Source organism: Streptomyces sp. NBC_01549, assembly GCF_026339955.1.
GTDB lineage: Bacteria > Actinomycetota > Actinomycetes > Streptomycetales > Streptomycetaceae > Streptomyces.
The window spans coordinates 5309529-5329722 of the sequence record NZ_JAPEPW010000001.1 but is presented as its reverse complement, the minus strand read 5'-3'; the positions used below and the strand labels follow the sequence as shown (position 1 = coordinate 5329722).

General features: G+C 69.6%; 16 protein-coding genes. 1 reads left to right on the top strand and 15 read right to left on the bottom strand.

Annotated features, from left to right (window positions below):
• Positions 1-4 precede the first annotated feature (4 nt).
• Together lspA and OG819_RS23675 are read right to left on the bottom strand one after the other, a co-directional pair.
• Entirely contained in the window at positions 5-601 is a 597-nt protein-coding gene (gene lspA, locus OG819_RS23680) for a signal peptidase II (protein WP_266651095.1), read from the bottom strand.
• A gap of 92 nt (positions 602-693) precedes the next feature.
• Positions 694-1707 (bottom strand): TraR/DksA family transcriptional regulator, encoded by a 1014-nt coding sequence (locus OG819_RS23675; RefSeq protein ID WP_266624085.1) that lies wholly within the window; start codon positions 1705-1707, stop codon positions 694-696.
• A gap of 632 nt (positions 1708-2339) precedes the next feature.
• Between OG819_RS23675 and ileS the strand changes: the two genes are divergently transcribed.
• Positions 2340-5483, top strand: a complete 3144-nt coding sequence (gene ileS, locus OG819_RS23670; RefSeq protein ID WP_266651094.1) for an isoleucine--tRNA ligase — start codon at positions 2340-2342, stop codon at positions 5481-5483.
• Between the two features lie 333 nt (positions 5484-5816).
• Here ileS and OG819_RS23665 read toward each other — a convergent pair whose 3' ends face one another.
• The 13 genes from OG819_RS23665 to OG819_RS23605 all read right to left on the bottom strand — a co-directional run bounded on the left by OG819_RS23665 (position 5817) and on the right by OG819_RS23605 (position 19967).
• Positions 5817-7070, bottom strand: a complete 1254-nt coding sequence (locus OG819_RS23665; RefSeq protein ID WP_266624089.1) for a DivIVA domain-containing protein — start codon at positions 7068-7070, stop codon at positions 5817-5819.
• Positions 7071-7116: 46 nt separating this feature from the next.
• Positions 7117-7401, bottom strand: coding sequence for a YggT family protein (locus tag OG819_RS23660; RefSeq protein ID WP_028803186.1), 285 nt, complete (start codon positions 7399-7401; stop codon positions 7117-7119).
• Positions 7402-7453: 52 nt separating this feature from the next.
• On the bottom strand, positions 7454-8095 hold the full coding sequence (gene sepF, locus OG819_RS23655; protein WP_266651093.1) for a cell division protein SepF: 642 nt from the start codon (positions 8093-8095) through the stop codon (positions 7454-7456).
• 129 nt (positions 8096-8224) lie between these two features.
• Positions 8225-8944, bottom strand: coding sequence for a YggS family pyridoxal phosphate-dependent enzyme (locus OG819_RS23650; RefSeq protein ID WP_266651092.1), 720 nt, complete (start codon positions 8942-8944; stop codon positions 8225-8227).
• Positions 8945-8950: 6 nt separating this feature from the next.
• Positions 8951-9658 carry a peptidoglycan editing factor PgeF gene (gene pgeF, locus OG819_RS23645; protein WP_266624092.1) on the bottom strand — a complete coding sequence of 236 codons (708 nt, stop codon included), beginning with the start codon at positions 9656-9658 and terminating at the stop codon, positions 8951-8953.
• Between the two features lie 26 nt (positions 9659-9684).
• Positions 9685-10878, bottom strand: a complete 1194-nt coding sequence (gene ftsZ, locus OG819_RS23640; protein WP_266582051.1) for a cell division protein FtsZ — start codon at positions 10876-10878, stop codon at positions 9685-9687.
• Between the two features lie 275 nt (positions 10879-11153).
• Entirely contained in the window at positions 11154-11939 is a 786-nt protein-coding gene (locus OG819_RS23635; protein ID WP_266651091.1) for an FtsQ-type POTRA domain-containing protein, read from the bottom strand.
• Positions 11940-11964: 25 nt separating this feature from the next.
• Positions 11965-13056, bottom strand: a complete 1092-nt coding sequence (murG, locus tag OG819_RS23630; protein ID WP_101405646.1) for an undecaprenyldiphospho-muramoylpentapeptide beta-N-acetylglucosaminyltransferase — start codon at positions 13054-13056, stop codon at positions 11965-11967.
• Positions 13057-13062: 6 nt separating this feature from the next.
• A complete protein-coding gene (ftsW, locus tag OG819_RS23625; protein WP_266624094.1) occupies positions 13063-14430 on the bottom strand; it encodes a putative lipid II flippase FtsW in 1368 nt (455 codons plus the stop codon).
• A gap of 120 nt (positions 14431-14550) precedes the next feature.
• A complete protein-coding gene (gene murD, locus OG819_RS23620; protein WP_266651090.1) occupies positions 14551-15975 on the bottom strand; it encodes a UDP-N-acetylmuramoyl-L-alanine--D-glutamate ligase in 1425 nt (474 codons plus the stop codon).
• Positions 15957-17027: a phospho-N-acetylmuramoyl-pentapeptide-transferase gene (gene mraY, locus OG819_RS23615; RefSeq protein ID WP_177323990.1), complete on the bottom strand. Its 1071-nt coding sequence runs from the start codon at positions 17025-17027 to the stop codon at positions 15957-15959. Before mraY ends, murD begins: the two co-directional genes overlap by 19 nt.
• The gene (gene murF, locus OG819_RS23610; protein WP_266624096.1) at positions 17027-18442 is read right to left on the bottom strand and encodes a UDP-N-acetylmuramoyl-tripeptide--D-alanyl-D-alanine ligase; all 1416 of its coding nucleotides are present in this window, start codon (positions 18440-18442) and stop codon (positions 17027-17029) included. Before murF ends, mraY begins: the two co-directional genes overlap by 1 nt.
• Positions 18443-18446: 4 nt before the next feature.
• Positions 18447-19967, bottom strand: a complete 1521-nt coding sequence (locus OG819_RS23605) for a UDP-N-acetylmuramoyl-L-alanyl-D-glutamate--2,6-diaminopimelate ligase (protein ID WP_266652825.1) — start codon at positions 19965-19967, stop codon at positions 18447-18449.
• Between the last annotated feature and the right edge of the window lie 227 nt (positions 19968-20194).

Sequence of the window (20194 nt, the reverse complement as noted above, 5' to 3'; positions counted from 1 at the left end):
CCGGTCAGTCCTTGTGGACCGTGCCGTCCGGGTCGAGCCCGCGGAAGGACAGCAGCACGATCAGGATGCCGCCGCAGACGATCGCCGAGTCGGCCAGGTTGAAGACCGCGAAGTGCTTGGGCGCGATGAAGTCCACGACCGCGCCCTCGAAGATCCCGGGCGAGCGGAAGATCCGGTCGGTCAGGTTGCCCAGCGCACCGCCGAGCAGCAGACCGAGCGCGATCGCCCAGGGCAGGCTGTAGAGCTTGCGCGCGAGCCGCGCGATCACCACGATCACGGCCGCGGCGATCACCGTGAAGATGATCGTGAACGCCTCGCCGAAGCCGAAGGCCGCGCCCGCGTTGCGGATCGCCTCGAACCTCAGCCAGTCCCCGACGATCTGGATCGGCGCGTGGTGCTCCAGCTTCGCGACCACGATCAGCTTGCTGACCAGGTCGAGGGCGTACGCCAGGGCGGCGACCGTGAACAGGACGGCGATCCTGCGCTTGCCCCTGGGCCGCTCGGCCGCGGCCCCGGTCCCTTCCACGCCGGACTGCTCCGGCTCGGCGCCCCCCGCTTCTGGGGTGTCCGGCGTACCGATGATGCGTCCCGCCTCTGCCACGTGAGTGAGTCCCTCGACCTAGGTTCCTGACTGAGGACGAGGGTACGGCACACCCCCCGGCGCCCACATGCTCAGGAGTCCTCCCGCGCCGTTCAGGAGCGGCGCTCCTGCTTCTGCTTGCACTCGACGCACAGGGTGGCGCGCGGGAAGGCCTGCATCCGCGCCTTGCCGATGGGGTTGCCGCAGTTCTCGCAGAGCCCGTACGTGCCCGCGTCGAGCCGCTCCAGCGCACGCTCGGTCTGCTCCAGCATCTCGCGCGCGTTGGCCGCCAGGGCCATCTCGTGCTCGCGCGTGATGTTCTTCGCCCCGGTGTCCGCCTGATCGTCACCGGCGCCGTCACCGGAGTCGCGCATCAGTCCCGCGATCGACTCCTCGGACGACGAGATCTCGGTGCTCAGCCGCAGCGCCTCGGACTGCAGTTCGGCGCGCGCCTCCGCGACCTCTTCCGGGGTCCAGGGGTCCTCACCGGGGCGCACCGCGAGCTCGCCGGGCTCCACCGCGGCGATCCGCGCCTTGGGGACGGCTGTGGGGTTCTGCGCCGCCGTGGCCGTGCCAGGAGTCTTCTTCGCAACCACCGTCGTCGCTCCCGTCGTCTTCGCGGCCTTGGCCGCGCCTTCGGCCGCGGAAGCGACCGTCTTCTTCGCCGTGCCGATGCTTTTCCTTGCCGTGCCGGCGCTCTTCTTGGCCGCGCTCTTCCCGTCGGCCCTCTTCGTCATGCCGCCCTTCGCTGTGCCGGTCCTCGTCGGGTCCGTCCCCTCCGGGACGGTCTCCACGGTCGCGGTCTTCTTCCCGACGGCCTTCTTGGCCACCGCCTTCCTGGCGGCCGTCTTCGTGGCGGCCACCTTGCCCGTGGCGGTCTTCGTGGCGGCCGTCTTCTTGGCTCCGGCGGCCTTGCCGGCAGCCGCTTTCCCGGTGGCTGCCGCCTTCTTGCCCGCGGCTGATTTCGTGGCCGCCTTGGTGGCCGTCTTCGTGACGGTCTTCACCGGCTTGGCCGTGTGCGCCACGGGTGCCCCCGACGCGCTCTTCTTCCCACCCACGTCCTTGGCCGCCGGACCCGTGGATCTGCTGGACGCCGACTGCTGTACGGCGGTCTTCTTCGCCACCATGGCCGCGGCCCCTTCACATATTGTGATTTTGCGCGCAAATCGTGCTGGGACGATAAATCGACTTCCGGCCCGCGGCAACGGGGCGCACCAACGTTCCGTCCGCCCCGCGGGCCCCGCGCGACGAACCTGCATGCGTTGTGCCCAGCTCCCCGCCGGGTAATCCGCCAGGTCGGACGTCCCAGGATCCGGACGCCCAGGCCTCGCCATTCGGGTCACCGCGCAGGCCGCGGCGCCACCCCCGGCGCCCCCGGCGGCGCGCCCCGGAAAACCGGTCGGCCGCTGTCCGCACGGCGCCGTACACTGGGCGCAGCGAGAAGCGTGGATGGGGACGAGTAGCGGCGTACGCGGCCAAGAGCGACCCGGGGACGGTGGAAGCCCGGGGGCGAGCGCGACGCGAAGATCACCCCGGAGCCGCCGGAAGAAAGCCGCAGCGAGCGAGCAGCGGCCGGTAGAACCGGCATCGCGACCCCAATGAGGGGGCTCACTGGTGCACACAGCACGCACCGGGGAGCCAAGGAGGGTGGTACCGCGGGAGCGCGCCGCGCACGGCGTCCGCAGCATCCAGGAGATGGCTGCTCAGGCTCTCGTCCCTCCGGACGGAAGGCAGAAAGTCCGCCGGAGGAAGCTCGCTGATGACAACGCCGACGTACCGCCAGGTGCCCGCCCAGGTCGACCTGCCCGCCCTCGAGCACGCTGTGCTCGATTTCTGGCGCGAGCAGAAGGTCTTCGCCAAGAGCCTTGAGCAGTCCGAGGGCCGCCCCGAGTGGGTGTTCTACGAGGGCCCGCCCACCGCGAACGGCATGCCGGGCGCCCACCACATCGAGGCGCGCGTCTTCAAGGACGTCTTCCCGCGCTTCCGCACCATGCGCGGCTATCACGTGGCCCGCAAGGCCGGCTGGGACTGCCACGGCCTTCCGGTCGAGCTCGCGGTGGAGAAGGAGCTCGGCTTCACCGACAAGCAGGACATCGAGGCGTACGGCATCGCCGAGTTCAACGCCAAGTGCCGCGAGTCCGTGACCCGTCACACCGACGCCTTCACCGAGCTCACCCATCGCATGGGCTACTGGGTCGACCTGGACGACGCGTACCGGACGATGGACCCCGAGTACGTGGAGTCCGTGTGGTGGTCGCTCAAGGAGATCTTCAACAAGGGTCTGCTGGTCCAGGACTACCGCGTGGCCCCGTGGTGCCCGCGCGACGAGACGGGTCTGTCGGACCACGAGCTGGCGCAGGGCTACGAGACGGTCATCGACCCGTCCGTGTACGTCCGTTTCCCGCTCACTTCCGGTCCGCTGGCCGGCCAGGCCGCGCTGCTGGTGTGGACGACGACGCCCTGGACGCTGGTCTCCAACACCGCGGTCGCCGCGCACCCCGAGGTCACCTACGTCGTCGCGACCAACGGCGAGGAGAAGCTCGTCGTCGCCGCGCAGCTCGTCGAGAAGGCGCTCGGCGAGGGCTGGGAGACCACCGGTGAGACCTTCACCGGTGCCGAGATGGAGCGCTGGACCTATCAACGTCCGTTCGATCTGGTCGAGTTCCCGGCCGAGGCCCACTACGTGGTCAACGCCGAGTACGTGACGACCGAGGACGGTACGGGGCTGGTCCACCAGTCCCCCGCCTTCGGCGAGGACGACCTCAAGGTGTGCCGTGCGTACGGACTGCCGGTGGTGAACCCCGTCCGCCCGAACGGCACCTTCGAGGAGAGCGTGCCGCTCGTCGGCGGTGTCTTCTTCAAGAAGGCGGACGAAAAGCTCACCGAGGACCTCCAGGACCGGGGTCTGCTCTTCAAGCACATCCCGTACGAGCACAGCTACCCGCACTGCTGGCGCTGCCACACCGCGCTCCTCTACTACGCGCAGCCGTCCTGGTACATCCGCACCACGGCCATCAAGGACCGTCTCCTCCAGGAGAACGAGAAGACCAACTGGTTCCCGGAGTCCGTCAAGCACGGCCGCTTCGGCGACTGGCTGAACAACAACGTCGACTGGGCGCTGTCCCGCAGCCGTTACTGGGGCACCCCGCTCCCGCTGTGGCGCTGTGAGGAGGGCCATCTCACCTGTGTCGGCTCCCGCGCCGAGCTCTCCGAGCTGACGGGCACCGACCAGTCGAAGCTGGACCCGCACCGCCCGTTCATCGACGAGGTCACCTTCGCGTGCCCGCAGGACGGCTGCGGGCTGACGGCGACGCGCGTGCCGGAGGTCATCGACGCTTGGTACGACTCGGGTTCGATGCCGTTCGCGCAGTGGGGCTACCCGTACAAGAACAAGGAGCTCTTCGAGAGCCGCTACCCGGCGCAGTTCATCTCCGAGGCCATCGACCAGACCCGCGGCTGGTTTTACACCCTCATGGCGGTCGGCACACTCGTCTTCGACAAGTCGTCGTACGAGAACGTCGTGTGCCTGGGCCACATCCTCGCCGAGGACGGCCGCAAGATGTCCAAGCACCTGGGCAACATCCTGCGGCCGATCCCGCTGATGGACCAGCACGGCGCGGACGCGGTGCGCTGGTTCATGGCGGCCGGCGGTTCCCCCTGGGCGGCTCGCCGTGTCGGCCACGGCACCATCCAGGAGGTGGTGCGCAAGACGCTCCTCACCTACTGGAACACGGTCGCCTTCCAGGCCCTCTACGCCCGGACCTCCGACTGGGCCCCCTCCGAGGCCGACCCGGCCCCGGCCGACCGCCCGGTCCTCGACCGCTGGCTGCTCTCCGAGCTGCACGCGCTCACCGACCAGGTCACCCAGGCGCTGGAGGCCTACGACACCCAGCGCGCCGGAAAGCTCCTCTCCGCGTTCGTCGACGACCTCTCGAACTGGTACGTGCGCCGCTCCCGCCGCCGGTTCTGGCAGGGCGACAAGGCCGCGCTGCGCACCCTGCACGAGGTCGTGGAGACCATCACGCGGCTGATGGCCCCGCTGACCCCGTTCATCACCGAGCGGGTCTGGCAGGACCTGATCGTCCCCGTGACGCCGGGCGCCCCCGAGTCCGTACACCTGTCCTCGTGGCCGGAGGCGGACCTGTCCGCCATCGACCCGGAGCTGTCCCGGCAGATGGTCCTCGTCCGCCGTCTCGTGGAGCTGGGCCGCGCCACGCGCGCGGAGTCGGGCGTCAAGACGCGCCAGCCGCTGTCCCGCGCGCTGGTCGGGGCGATCGGCTTCGAGTCCCTCGACGGTGAGCTGCACGCGCAGATCACCGAAGAGCTGAATGTCACATCCCTCGCCTCGCTCTCCGAGGTGGGCGGCTCGTTGGTCGACACCACGGCCAAGGCGAACTTCCGCGCGCTGGGCAAGCGCTTCGGCAAGGGTGTCCAGGCGGTCGCCAAGGCGATCGCCGAGACGGACGCGGCGGCTCTCTCCCTCGCCCTGCGCGAGGGCACGGCGTCGGTCGAGGTCGACGGCGAGACGGTGACGCTGGCCGCGGACGAGGTCATCATCACGGAGACCCCGCGCGAGGGGTGGTCGGTGGCGTCCGACTCGGGTGCCACGGTCGCCCTGGACCTGGAGATCACCGAGGAGCTGCGGCAGGCGGGCCTCGCCCGTGACGCGATCCGGCTGATCCAGGAGGCCCGCAAGAACAGCGGCCTCGACGTGGCCGACCGGATCGCGCTGCGCTGGACGTCCACGGATCCGGCGGTCATCGCCGCGCTGAACGAGCACACCGAGCTGATCGCCGACGAGGTCCTCGCCACGGACTTCGCCCAGGGCGAGGCCGACGACACCTACGGCGCTCCGTTCACCGACGAGGGCCTGTCCCTCACCTTCCGCCTCCGCAAGGCGTAGCCCCGGCCGGCGGGGCCGTACCCACGCCCCCGCCGGCCGTCAGCCAGACGAATCAGGGCTGCCGGGGGTCCGGGGCGAAGCCCCGGCCCAAGGGGCGCGGGGAACTGCGCGCCCAGCCCCCACCGAGCCGCAGCCGAAGAACAACCCGGCCGGGGCCCACCAAAGATCCCAAAGATCTTGGTGGGACCCGGCCTTCGGCGTTGCGTACCCCGTACAGATGCCCCAAGGAAACCGCACGCCCGCCCGAAACAGCACCGCAAAAGGGCGGAGCCCCGGAAAAAGATCCGGGGCTCCGCCCTGAACGCTGCCGACGCCTACGGCGTCCTCAGGCCGTCAGTTGTCGTCCTCGTCGATGAGGAACCCGCGCATCGGCGAGGGCGCCTGCTGCATCGGCGACGGCCCCTGGGGCCGTACCGGAGCCATCGGCTGGGTCATCGCCGGCGACATCTGCTGCTGCCCACCGTAGGAGGGCGCGGCCGGTGCCGGGGCGCCGCCCATGCCCTGACCGCCGTACGACGGCGCACTCGCGCCGGCCGGAGCCATCGAGGGCGCGGAGGGCGAGGGCAGGGAGGCCGTGGCCGGAGTGCGCGGCGGGGCGAGCGAGTCGTCCGCCTGCGTCTCCAGCTGGCGCAGCTGCGACTCCAGGTAGGACTTCAGACGAGTGCGGTACTCGCGCTCGAAGCCACGCAGGTCCTCGACCTTGCGCTCCAGCGTGGCGCGGGCGGACTCCAGGGAGCCCATCGCGACACGGTGCTTCTCCTGGGCGTCCCGCTCCAGCGCGTCCGCCTTGGCGCGGGCGTCACGCTCGAGACCCTCGGCGCGGCTGCGGGCCTCGCCGACGATCTTGTTGGCCTCGGAGCGGGCCTCGGCGATCGCCTGGTCGGCGGTCTGCTGAGCCAGCGAGAGGACACGCGCGGCGCTGTCGCCACCGGGGCCCTGCTGCGGCATCTGCGGGCCGTGACCGCCCATGGGGCCACCCATGGGTCCGCCCATGGGGCCACCCATCTGCTGCTGCATCTGGGGCTGCATCTGGCCCGGCATCTGCTGCTGCATCTGCTGGCCGGGGCCCTGGCCCATCGGACCCTGACCCATCGGGCCCTGACCCATCGGGCCCTGACCCATCGGGCCCTGACCCATCGGACCCTGACCCATCGGGCCCTGACCCATCGGACCCTGACCCATGGGGCCCTGGCCCTGCTGGCCGCCCTGGGCGCTGGGGCCCGCGGGCAGCTGCGGCGCACCGCTCGGCAGCTGGGGCGGGCCACCCATGGGGCCACCCATCTGCTGCTGCGGCGGGCCCGATATGCCGGCGGGTACGGGGGCGCCGGGACCTCGCATGCCCTGCGGCGGGCCCTGCTGCTGGTCCTGCTGCTCGGGCGGCTTGCGCATGCCCTGCTGCTGGTTCTGCGCAGCCGCGCGCGTGGCCGCCGCCAGTTTGGCGCGCAGGTCCTCGTTCTCGCGGAGCAGGCGAGTCAGTTCGGCTTCGACCTCGTCGAGGAAGGCATCGACCTCGTCCTCGTCATAGCCTTCTCGGAGGCGGACGGTCGTGAACTGCTTGTTCCGCACGTCCTCGGGGGTCAACGGCATCTCTTCACCTCAACGTAGTCGTCGGCATTCGGCAAGACCGTATCGTTCACAGCCGGCTCACGACGGAGATCAGGATGTAGACGATGATCATCAGAACGAAGAAGGACAGGTCTAGCGCCACGCCCCCGAGACGCAGCGGCGGAATGAACCGCCGCAGAAGCTTGAGCGGTGGATCGGTGACAGTGTAGGTGGCCTCAAGAACGACCACCATCGCCTTGCCGGGTTGCCATGAGCGGGCGAACTGGAAGACGTAGTCCATGACCAACCGGAAAATCAGCACGATGAGGAAACACATCAGCGCGATGTAGAGAACCTGCCCGACCACGCTCATGATCCGTGCTTCCCTCTCCCCTGTTTCCGTGCGTTGTTCCCGGTCCTGCGTCTCAGCTCTGGTTGAAGAACCCGCCCTCTGCGATGCGGGCCTTGTCCTCCGCCGTGACATCGACGTTAGCAGGCGACAACAGGAACACCTTCTGCGTCACCCGCTCGATGCTGCCGTGGAGACCAAACACCAAACCGGCCGCAAAGTCGACAAGTCGCTTCGCATCTGTGTCATCCATCTCAGTCAGATTCATGATCACCGGGGTGCCCTCACGGAAGTGTTCCCCGATGGTACGGGCCTCGTTGTAGGTCCGCGGGTGAAGTGTAGTGATCCGGTACGGCTCTCGTTCCGACACGACCTTGGGCATGATCACCGGTGCGTTCTTCTCCAGGCTTGCGCGTTCTTGTGTGATGGATGCCACGGGCGCGATGCGCGCCGGACGGCCGGATTCCGCGGAGAGTGAAGCGGAATGAGGCACCGGATCGCGCGGCGCCGGAGGTTGCACCACTCGTACCGATTCGTCCCTTAGGGACTGATGCGCCTGATGTGACTGGTGGGGCGACTCGTGCCGCCGCCGGTCACGCTCGGGCTCCGGGTCGAGTTCGGGCTCGAACTCGTCATCGGGGTCGAATCCCCTGCCGTCGTACCCATCGTCCTCCACGAGGCCGAGGTAGACCGCCATCTTGCGCATCGCGCCGGCCATGCTCTGAGTCCTCCGCTCTGTGGTGGATCGGCTGACGAATTGCCAAGTGCCCGCGATCCACGAGGTCGTTATGCCCGCTATTGGCGGTAATGACCATATTTTCTGCTGTGGTCCGACTTCTTGGCGACGTTACCCGAGCCCGGGTCGGACTCCGAGTACCGCCGTACCGACGCGTACATGTGTCGCTCCGGCCGCCACGGCCTCCTCGAGGTCCGCACTCATCCCTGCAGACACCATGTTCGCAGCCGGATGCGTGCGGCGCATAGCAGTCGACAAATCCATCAGCCGCTCAAACGCCGCTTGTTGGCGTCCGGAGTACACCCCGGTGAGCGGTGCGACGGTCATCAACCCGTCGAGCCGGAGCCCGGGCGCCTCGGCGACGAGGTCGGCCAACTCTTCGATTCCACCGACTCCGACACCTCCCCGCTCGCCCCGGCCGCTCTCCTCCGCGTCCAGGGCGACCTGGATCAGGCAGCCCACCTCGCGCTCGACCCGCACCGCTTCCTTCGACAGGGCCGTGACAAGCCGGGCACGGTCCACGGACTGCACCACATCCGCATAACCGACCACAGAACGCACCTTGTTGGTCTGCAACTGGCCGACAAAATGCCACGAGAGGGGCAGATCCGAGCAAGCCGCGGCCTTGGGTGCGGCATCCTGGTCCCGGTTCTCGGCGACGTGGCGCACACCAAGTTCCGACAGCATCCGCACGTCACCGGCGGGATAGGTCTTGGTGACCACGATCAGGGTCACCTCTTCGCGCTTACGCCCGGCGGCCACACACGCCGCCGCGATGCGCTCTTCCACTTTCGCCAGATTCCCGGCGAGTTGAGCCTTACGGTCCGTCATGCCCCATCAGTCCAGCCAGACATAGCCTGCGAGCCGCCCGGTCGTGCGGTCCCGTCGGTACGAGAAGTGGTCGTCCGACTCCAGCGTGCACACCGGCGACTGCGCCCGGTCGCACACCCCGAGTCGTTCCAGCTGCGCGTGCACTCCGGCGGTCACATCGACCGCGGGTGTACTCCAACTGGTCTCGGCGTACGCCGCCGGCTCGACGGCGGCGACTTCGGCCCGCATCTCGTCCGGCACTTCGTAGCACCGGCCGCAGACAGCGGGTCCGGTGCGGGCGACGATCCGCTCGGGTTCGGCGCCGAGTTCGATCATGGCCCGTACGGCTGCGGGGACGACCCCGGCGACCATGCCGGGCCGTCCCGCGTGGGCGGCGGCCACGATCCCGGCGACCGGGTCGGCCAGCAGCACCGGCGTGCAGTCGGCGGTGAGGACGGCGAGGGCGAGCCCGCGTCGCGCGGTGACGATCGCGTCGACGGACGGGATCTCCGAGGAGAGCCACGGTCCGTCGACCACCGCCACGTCCGGCCCGTGCACCTGGTTCATCCAGACGACCAGGGCCGGGTCCAGTCCGAGCGACTTGGCCGCCAGTTCACGATTGGTCCGTACGGCCTCGGGGTCGTCGCCGACCGCTCCGCCGAGGTTGAGCTCCTCGTACGGAACGGCGCTCACCCCGCCCCACCGGTCGGTGAAGGCGAAGTGCGCGCCGCTCACAGTGCTCGTTTCGGAGCGATGTCCTATCACTTCAGGAAGTCCGGCACGTCCAGTTCCTCGGCCGCGCTGTCCGAGTAGGCGCGGGACGGCGGGACCGGCGGAGCGACCTGGACCTCGTTGACCGGCTCCGGGACGGGCTCCGGGGCCTCCTTCGGCGTGACGCTGCCGAGCGAGCCGAAGGACGGACGGCTCTCGGCGGCCCGCACCGGCACGGGCTCCTCGCGCTGCTTGGCCGAGGTGGAGCCGAGGATGTTGTCCCGCTTGGCCGGCGGCTGGCCGCCGTCGAAGCCGGCGGCGATCACGGTGACCCGCACCTCGTCACCGAGCGCGTCGTCGATGACCGCGCCGAAGATGATGTTGGCCTCGGGGTGCGCGGCCTCGCTGACCAGCTGGGCGGCCTCGTTGATCTCGAACAGGCCGAGATCGGAGCCGCCGGAGATGGAGAGCAGGACGCCGCGTGCGCCGTCGATGGAGGCTTCCAGGAGCGGCGAGGAGATCGCCATCTCGGCGGCCGCCACCGCGCGGTCGTCGCCGCGGGCCGAGCCGATGCCCATGAGCGCGGAACCCGCCTCGGACATCACGGACTTGACGTCGGCGAAGTCGAGGTTGATCAGACCGGGCGTGGTGATGAGGTCGGTGATGCCCTGAACACCCGACAGCAGGACCTGGTCCGCCGACTTGAACGCGTCGAGGACCGAGACCTGGCGGTCCGAGATGGACAGCAGTCGGTCGTTGGGGATGACGATGAGGGTGTCGACCTCTTCGCGGAGTTCCGCGATGCCGTCCTCGGCCTGGTTGGCGCGGCGCCGTCCCTCGAAGGTGAAGGGGCGGGTGACCACGCCGATGGTGAGGGCGCCGAGCGAGCGAGCGATGTTGGCCACGACGGGCGCGCCGCCGGTGCCGGTGCCGCCGCCTTCACCGGCCGTCACGAAGACCATGTCGGCCCCCTTGAGGACCTCCTCGATCTCCTCGCGGTGGTCCTCGGCCGCCTTGCGGCCGACGGCCGGGTTGGCTCCGGCGCCGAGTCCGCGCGTGAGTTCGCGGCCGACGTCGAGCTTGACGTCGGCGTCGCTCATCAACAGAGCTTGCGCGTCCGTGTTGATGGCGATGAACTCGACGCCCTTGAGACCGACCTCGATCATCCGGTTGATGGCATTGACACCACCGCCGCCGACACCGATGACTTTGATGACTGCGAGGTAGTTCTGCGGTGCTGCCACGTCGAAGGCCTCTCGCCTCGAGTTACGTGTCGTCGCCTCGCACGCTCGCGATCCGACGACTGATGCCGAATGGGACGGTCCGAACGCCGACCCGAACCCTAACGCTGAAGTTTAGGGTTACCAGTGTGCCTGTTCTTTGGACTCTTCCGAACAGGACACTAAGTCGACAAGTGGCGCACGTTCAACGAACACGCCGAACCTCCCGTTTTTCTTTTCACCCTATGTGATCAGCCGTAGCGCTGCCCAACCAGGGTGCTGGCCTGCGCTGATGTGCGTCAACTCCCCGATGACGTGGGCGCGATGGGGGCACTCACATCGAAGTGCCGGGCCCCCGGAGCTGCTTTCATGAGAGCGGTGAGCGTCCTGGCCTTCGCGCGGCCCTTCTCGCCACTCCCCCACTCGACGGTGCGGCCACCGCTCAACTCCAGCGAGATCGAGTCGTACGAGCGGACCTTGACGAGCCGGGTGTCGCGACGGACGGCGACCGGAATGTCCCCGGCCACCCCCACCGCCTCGCGCACCAGCCGGTCGACGGGGAAGCGGCGCAGGACGGCCGACCTGGACACCGCCAATTCCAGCGCGGGCGCCCCCTTCGGGGCAGCCGAAACCGTCGCGAAACGCACGCCCTTGGCGTCCACTTCGACGTACTTGCCGCCGTTTCCGGTGTTTTTGAGAATGAGAACCGGGGTACGTTCGGTCACTTTCAACCCGATTCCGTGCGGCCAGGAACGGACGACATCAACCGCGTCAATTCTGGGCAATTTATGGCGCAATCGCGCCTCAATGGCGTCGGAGTCGACGGAAATCAGCGGCGATCCGGTCGACACGTCGGCCACGTCCCGCACTTGCTGGTCGGTCAGCACCCGTACCCCGGAGACCGACACCTTCTCGACCCGCAGCCATGGCGAGCCGTAGAGCAGCCAGATCGTGGCGGCCCCCGCCAACACCACCGCACTCAAAAGGATGATGAGCATACGAAGGCGACGCAGCCGCCTGAGGCGGGGCGAGCCGGACTCCAACTTCTGCCGTTCACCGCGCTCGGCGGTCGTCGGTCCGGCCACGCTCCCTGCCTTCCCTCATGCGGTCCTAGCGGTGGCGAGAGGCGATCGCCTCGTACACCATGCCGACGAGCAGGTCGTCGGCGTCCCGGCGGCCGAACTCGCTGGCGGCGCGGGACATCTCGTACAACCGGTGCGGGTCGGCGAGCACGGGCAGCACGTTCTGCTGCACCCACTGCGGGGTCAGCTCCGCGTCGTCGACCAGCAGTCCGCCGCCGGCCTTGACCACCGGCTGGGCGTTCAGCCGCTGTTCACCGTTGCCGATGGGCAGCGGGACGTAGGCGGCGGGCAGCCCGACGGCGGAGAGCTCGGCGACGGTCATCGCGCCCGCGCGGCAGAGCATCATGTCGGCCGCGGCGTACGCGAGGTCCATCCGGTCCACGTACGGTACCGGGATGTATGGAGGCATTCCCGGCATCTGGTGGACCTGCGGCAGTTCGTTCTTCGGGCCGACCGCGTGCAGGATCTGGATACCGGCCTGCTGCAGGTAGGGAGCCGCCTGCTGGACGACCTCGTTGAGGCGCCGTGCGCCCTGCGAGCCGCCGGAGACCAGCAGGGTCGGCAGCGAGGGGTCGAGACCGAACGCGGCGCGCGCCTCGGGGCGTACGGCGGCCCGGTCGAGGGTGGCGATCGAGCGGCGCAGCGGGATGCCGATGTAGCGGGCGCCGCGCAGCTTGTTGTCCGGGGTCGAGACGGCGACCTGCGCCGCGTACCGGGAACCGATCTTGTTGGCGAGGCCCGGCCGGGCGTTGGCCTCGTGGATCACGATGGGCACGCCGAGGCGCTTGGCCGCGAGGTAGGCGGGCAGCGCCACATAGCCGCCGAAGCCGACGACCGCGTCCGCCTTGGTGCGCTCCAGGACCTGCTCGGCCGCCTTGATCGTGCCGCGCAGCCGTCCAGGGACGGTGATCAGCTCGGGTGTGGGCTTGCGCGGCAGCGGGACGGCGGGGATCAGCGCGAGTTCGTAGCCCCGCTCCGGTACGAGCCGGGTCTCAAGTCCGCGTTCCGTGCCCAGGGCCGTGATCCCCACGGTCGGGTCCTGCCTGCGCAGGGCGTCCGCGAGGGCGAGCGCGGGCTCGATGTGGCCGGCGGTCCCCCCGCCGGCGAGTACGACATGCACCGAAATTCACCGCTCTCCGGACGAGCGCGCCGCCGAGGCACGCCGTCGCATCGTGTTCCATCTCCGAGGCCCCGCGGCCCCCGCGGAGCCTCTCACCGCAGCACGCTTTCTACCAAAGCGGGGTTGCCGCATCGCAAGCGCCGCCCGCGCAGCGGGCTCGTCGCGCGCGAAGGCGATCAGCAACCCGATGGCGAACATGGTCGGCAGCAGAGCGGACCCTCCGTAGGAGAACAGCGGGAGCGGGACACCGGCGATCGGCAGCAGACCGAGCACCGCACCGATATTGATCACGGCCTGGGCCGTGATCCAGGTGGTCACGCCTCCCGCGGCATACCTCACGAAGGGGTCCTCCGTGCGTCCGGCCACGCGGATACCTGCATAGCCTAGAGCCGCGAAGAGGGCGAGCACCGACAGCGTCCCCGCGAGGCCGAGTTCCTCCCCGGTGATGGCGAAGATGAAGTCGGTGTGCGCTTCCGGAAGTTGGCCCCATTTTTCCACACTGGCACCGAGGCCGGAACCGAACAGTCCGCCGGAGGCGAGGGCGTAGATTCCGTGCACCGCCTGCCAGCAGGTGTCGTTCGGGCCGGGTTCGGTGGCGCCGATGCAGGCGAGCCGGGACATCCGGTTGGGGCTCGTCTTGATCAGGATGAAACCGATCGTCACGGCGACCGCCAGCACGCCCCCGAACAGCCGCGTGGGCGCTCCGGCCAGCCACAGCAGCCCGAAGAGGATGGCGGTGAGGATGATCGCCGTGCCCATGTCGCCGCCGAGCATGATCAGTCCGAGCAGCAGGAAGGTGCCCGGGACGAGCGGCACCAGCATGTGCTTCCACTGCGCCAGCATGCCCTTGTCCTGTTTGCGGGCGAGCAGGTCGGCGCCCCACAGCACGAGCGCGAGCTTGCCGAACTCGCTGGGCTGGATCTGGAACGAGCCGCCGAGGGAGATCCAGTTCTGGTTGCCGTTGACCGCCATTCCTATCCCCGGGACCTGCACGAGGATCATCAGGAAGACCGCTCCGGCCAGGATGGGATACGCCAGCGCCCGGTGCAGCTTCACCGGCATCCGCATGGCGATCAGGAGCAGCACGGTGCCGATGGAGGCCGCGAGGAACTGTTTGCGGAAGAAGAACGATCCCGGCAGCGAGAGCTGCAGCGCCGTGATCATCGAGGCCGAGTAGACCATCACCAGGCCCAGAACGGTGATCAACAGGCTGCTGCCGAAGATCAGGTAGTACGCGGTGAGCGGCCGGTCCCAGGCCTTGCGGGCGCGCGTGTAGAGCAGGCGCAGGGGGCTGTCGCGCGGGGGACGGGGGCGTCCGGCGGGGCGCCGTGGGGCACGCTGGACGGGGGGACGGCCAGTACGGCTACTGGCCATCACCGGCTCCGTCCGCCATGCCCCGGTACGGCGTCCCCGGGGGCGATGGGGGTCCCCACAATGGCGTCACGCGTCCCTCCCAAAGGTCCCGGGCGCGCCCGGACCGTCCGAGACCCGCCGTCAGGCGCTCGCGCCGAGTTCGCGAACCGCCTCCGCGAACGCGTCCCCGCGCTTGTTGTAGTTGGCGAACATGTCCATGGAGGCACAGGCCGGCGCCAGCAACACCGTGTCGCCCTCGCGGGCGAGCCTCCGCGCCTCCTGAACCGCCGCGAGCATCGCCCCAGTGTCGGTCCGGTCGAGGTCGACGACGGGTACTTCCGGCGCGTGTCGCACAAGGGCTTCACGGATCAGCGCCCGATCCGCGCCGATGAGCACGACGCCCCGAAGTCGCTTCGCCGACTTGGCGACCAGCTCGTCGAAGGTCGCGCCCTTGGCGAGCCCGCCCGCGATCCACACGATGGACTCGTAGGCCGCCAAAGAGGCCTCCGCGGCATGCGTGTTGGTCGCCTTGGAGTCGTCGATGTACGCGACGCCGTCCACGTCGGCGACGTGCGCGATGCGGTGGGCGTCCGGTGTGAAGGCCCGCAGCCCGTCCCGTACGGCCGCGGCGGGCACCCCGAAGGCGCGCGCCAGGGCCGCCGCCGCAAGGGCGTTGGCGATGTTGTGCGGGGCGGGCGGGTTGACGTCGGAGACCTCGGCGAGTTCCTGGGCGTTCTTCTGCCGGTTCTCGACGAAGGCGCGGTCGACCAGGATGCCTTCCACGACGCCGAGTTGGGACGGTCCGGGGGCGCCGAGGGTGAAGCCGACCGCCCGGCAGCCCTCCTCGACGTCCGCCTCGCGCACCAGGTCCTCGGTGGCCTTGTCGGCGAGGTTGTAGACGCAGGCGACCCGATTGCCTTCGTAGATACCGCCCTTGTCGGCGGCGTACGCCTCCATGGAGCCGTGCCAGTCGAGGTGATCCGGTGCCAGGTTCAGTACGGCGGCCGAGTGCGCGCGCAGCGACGGAGCCCAGTGCAGCTGGTAGCTCGACAGCTCCACCGCCAGGACGTCGTACCGCTCCTCGCCGAGGACCGCGTCGAGCAGCGAGACCCCGATGTTGCCGACGGCGGCCGTGCGCAGCCCGGCCGCCTCCAGGATGGAGGCGAGCATCTGCACGGTCGTGGTCTTGCCGTTGGTGCCGGTGACGGCCAGCCAGGGAGCCGCGTCGGGGCCCCTGAGCCGCCAGGCCAGTTCGACGTCGCCCCAGACCGGGACGTCCGCCGCGGCGGCCGCGGCGAACAGCGGCTTGTCCGGCTTCCAGCCGGGCGCGGTGACGATGAGTTCGGTGCCCTCGGGCAGGGTGGCGCCGTCACCGAGGCGCACGGTGATGCCGAGCGCCTCCAGCTCCGCGGCCTGCGCCCGGGAGCGCTCGTCGTCGCCGTCGTTGACGACCGTGACGACGGCACCGAGACCGTGCAGCACCTTGGCCGCCGGGATGCCGGAGACGCCGAGCCCGGCGACGGTGACGTGCTTGCCCTGCCAGTTGGTCACTTCTTGGCTGCCCATCCTGCGTAGAAGAGGCCCAGACCCACGATGACGCACATTCCCTGGATGATCCAGAAGCGGACCACGACAAGGACTTCGGACCACCCCTTTAGTTCGAAGTGGTGCTGCAGTGGTGCCATGCGGAAGACGCGCCTGCCGGTGAGCCGGAAGGAGCCGACCTGGATGACGACCGACATGGTGATCAGGACGAAGAGGCCGCCGAGGAGCGCGACCAGCAGCTCCGTGCGGGAGCAGATCGCGAGGCCGGCGAGCGCGCCGCCGAGGGCCAGCGAGCCGGTGTCACCCATGAAGATCTTGGCGGGCGAGGTGTTCCACCACAGGAAGCCGAAGCAGGCTCCCATCAGGGCGGAGGCGACGACCGCGAGGTCGAGTGGATCTCGTACCTCGTAGCAGGCGGCCGGGTTGGTCAGGGTCTGCGCGTTGGCGCAGGACTCCTGGAACTGCCAGACGCCGATGAAGGTGTACGCGCCGAAGACCATGGTCGCGGCGCCGGTGGCGAGACCGTCCAGGCCGTCCGTCAGGTTCACGCCGTTGGACATGGCGAGAATCATGAACAGGGCCCAGACCACGAAGAGCACCGGGCCGATGGTCCAGCCGAAGTCCTCCACGAAGGAGAGCCTGGTGGAGGCCGGGGTGTTGCCGTGGTTGTCCGCGAACTGCAGCGCGAGGACCGCGAAGGAGATGCCGACGATCAGCTGACCGGCCATCTTCGCCTTGGCCCGCAGACCGAGCGAACGCCGCTTGACGATCTTGATGTAGTCGTCCAGGAAGCCGACCAGGCCCATGCCGGCCATCAGGCCGAGCACCAGCAGACCCGAGAAGGTCGGCGGCTTGCCCGTGATCACCTTGGACAGGAAGTACGCGATGATCGTCGCCAGGATGAAGGCGATACCACCCATCGTCGGAGTACCGCGCTTGCTGTGATGCTCCTTCGGGCCGTCGTCGCGGATGTACTGCCCGTAGCCCTTGCGGGCCAGCAGCTTGATCAGCAGCGGGGTCCCGATCAGGGTCAGGAACAGACCAATGACTCCTGCGAACAGGATCTGGTTCATCATCGGGCCGCGACCTCACCCTCGGCACCGCCGTCGAGCAGCGCCTGCGCCACCCGTTCGAGCCCCACCGACCGGGACGCCTTCACGAGCACGACGTCCCCCGGGCGCAACTCGCTGCGCAACAGGTCGACAGCCGCCTGTGCGTCGGACACGTGCACCGACTCCTCACCCCACGAACCCTCGTTATATGCGCCCAGTTGGAGCCAGGAAGCTTCCCTGCCCCCGACCGCGACGAGCTTGCTGACGTTGAGTCGGACGGCGAGCCGCCCGACCGCGTCGTGCTCGGCGAGCGCCTCGTCCCCGAGCTCGGCCATCTGACCGAGCACCGCCCACGTACGACGTCCCTGACCCATGGCCGCGAGCGCCCGCAGGGCGGCTCGCATGGACTCGGGGTTCGCGTTGTAGGCGTCGTTGACGACCGTCACGCCGTCCGGGCGCTCGGTGACCTCCATCCGCCAGCGGGAGAGGGTGCCCGCCTCGGAGAGCGCGAGGGCGATCTCGTCTGCGGACATGCCCAGCTCATGGGCGACGGCGGCCGCGGCGAGCGCGTTCGACACGTGGTGCTCACCGTACAGGCGCATGGTCACATCGCTGCACCCGGAGGGTGTGTGAAGCCTGAATGCGGGCTGTCCGGCGTCCGTGAGACGCACGTTCTCGGCACGTACGTCCGCTTCGCCGGACTCTCCGAAGAGGATCACGCGCGCCTTCGTCCGGGACGCCATGGCGCGTACGAGGGGGTCGTCGGCGTTGAGGACGGCGACGCCGCCCGCTTCCGCCGGCGGGAGGCTCTCGACGAGCTCGCCCTTCGCCTGTGCAATCTGTTCGCGGCCGCCGAACTCGCCGATGTGGGCGGTCCCGACGTTCAGGACGAGGCCGATCCTCGGTGGCGTGAGGTTTGTGAGGTAGCTGATGTGGCCGATGCCGCGGGCGCCCATCTCCAGGACGAGGAACCTGGTGTCCTCGGTGGCGCTCAGCGCGGTCAGCGGCAGTCCGATCTCGTTGTTGAGCGAGCCGGGCGTGAAGACGGTCGGCGCCTTGCTCCGCAGGACCTGGGCGATCAGGTCCTTGGTGCTGGTCTTGCCCGCGGAGCCGGTGAGGGCCACGAGGGTCGCGCCGAGCCGTTCGACGACGTGACGCGCGAGGGCGCCCAGCGCCGCCTGCACGTCCGCGACGACGATCGCGGGCACGCCGACGGGCCGGGAGGCCAGTACGGCGACGGCGCCCGCGGCGACGACGGCCTCGGCGAAGTCGTGGCCGTCCACGTGCTCGCCGGCGAAGGCGACGAAGAGGCTGCCTGGCTCCACTTCACGGGAGTCTCTGACGACCGGTCCGGTGACCTGTACCGCCGGATCCGGTATGTCGTACGTCTGCCCGCCGACGACTGCTGCGATCTCGGCGAGAGAGAGGGCGATCACAAGTTCATCCCTGGGTCTTCTGGATAGCTTCGCGGAGCACCTGGCGGTCGTCGAAGGGACGCACCACCCCGGCGATGTCCTGGCCCTGCTCATGGCCCTTGCCCGCGACCAGCACGGTGTCGCCGGGCCGCGCCCGGGCGACGGCGGCGGCGATGGCGGCGGCCCGGTCCTCGAAGACCTGGACCTCGCCGCGCTCGTGCGCCGGCACCTCCGCGGCGCCCGCGAGCATCGTCGCGAGGATCGCGAGGGGGTCCTCCGAGCGGGGGTTGTCCGATGTCAGTACGGCGGTGTCGGCGAGCCGTGCCGCGGCGGCGCCCATCGGCATCCGCTTGGTCCTGTCACGGTCGCCGCCGCAGCCGAGCACGACGTGCAGCTTGCCTTCGGTGACCTTGCGCAGCGCGCGCAGGACCGATTCGACGGCGTCCGTCTTGTGGGCGTAGTCGACGACCGCGAGGTAGGGCTGGCCCGCGTCCACGCGCTCCAGGCGGCCCGGCACGCCCGGGACGGCGGCGATGCCGTCCGCGGCGGTCTGCGGGTCGATCCCGGCGGCGGCGAGGGCGACGATCGCGGCGAGGGTGTTCGCCACGTTGAAGGGGCCCGCGAGCGGCGACCTGGCGGTGATCCGCTCGCCCTTGGGGCCGACCGCGACGAACGCCGAGTCCATCGGGCCGACCTCGACCTCCTCGGCGCGCCAGTCGGCGTCCGGGTGCCCTTCGGCGGAGAAGCTGACGACGGGGACGGTGGGCTCCTCGACCAGCCTGCGCCCGTACTCGTCGTCGAGGTTGACGACGCCGAGTTTGCTGCGTTGCGGTGTGAACAGCTGCGCCTTGGCCCGGAAGTAGTCCTCCATGTCGGAGTGGAACTCCATGTGTTCCGGGCTGAGGTTGTTGAAGACGGCGATGTCGAAGACACAGCCGTCGACCCGCCCGAGGACCAGCGCGTGGCTGGAGACCTCCATGGCGACCGCGTCGACGCCGCGCTCGCGCATGACCGCGAACAGCGCCTGGAGATCGGTTGCTTCGGGGGTGGTGCGCTCCGACTTGATGCGCTCCTCGCCGATGCGCATCTCCACCGTGCCGATCAGGCCGGTGGAGCGGAGCGTCTTCAGCCCGCCCTCGACGAGATAGGCCGTGGTGGTCTTGCCGGAGGTACCGGTGATCCCGATCTGGAGCAGGTCGCGCCCGGGGTGGCCGTAGATGGTGGCCGCGAGCGCTCCCATCCGGCCGCGCGGGTCGTCGACGACGAGGACCGGCAGCCCGGTGGCGGCGGCGCGGTCGGCGCCGGTCGGGTCGGTCAGCACGGCGACGGCGCCGAGACCGGCCGCCTGCGTCACGAAGTCGGCGCCGTGCATGCGGGCGCCGGGCAGCGCGGCGTAGAGGTCTCCGGGGCGCACCGCGCGGGAGTCATGGGTGATGCCCGTGACCTCCGCGCTCGACGCCGGGGCGGTGACACCCAGCTGATCGGCGAGCTCCGCGAGGGGTGTGGCGGAGTTCTGGACCGGTCGCGGCGGCCCCGGATATGTCACAGGAACGCCCTTCTGGGTGGTTTGGGACTGATCAGCGTGTGGCACGGCGGTGAGCGTACCGGGCTCACCCCCGCCGGAGCGAAGCGAGGGGCCTGGCGGGCCGTGGTTCCCGGAATCCGGGGTGATCGTTGTCACGAGCTGGTTCCTGGTTCCGTTGTACGTGCGGTCTTGTCCGGGGCTGAGCCAGACCTGATCAAGGCCTGATCAGGGACTAAGGCCGGAATGGA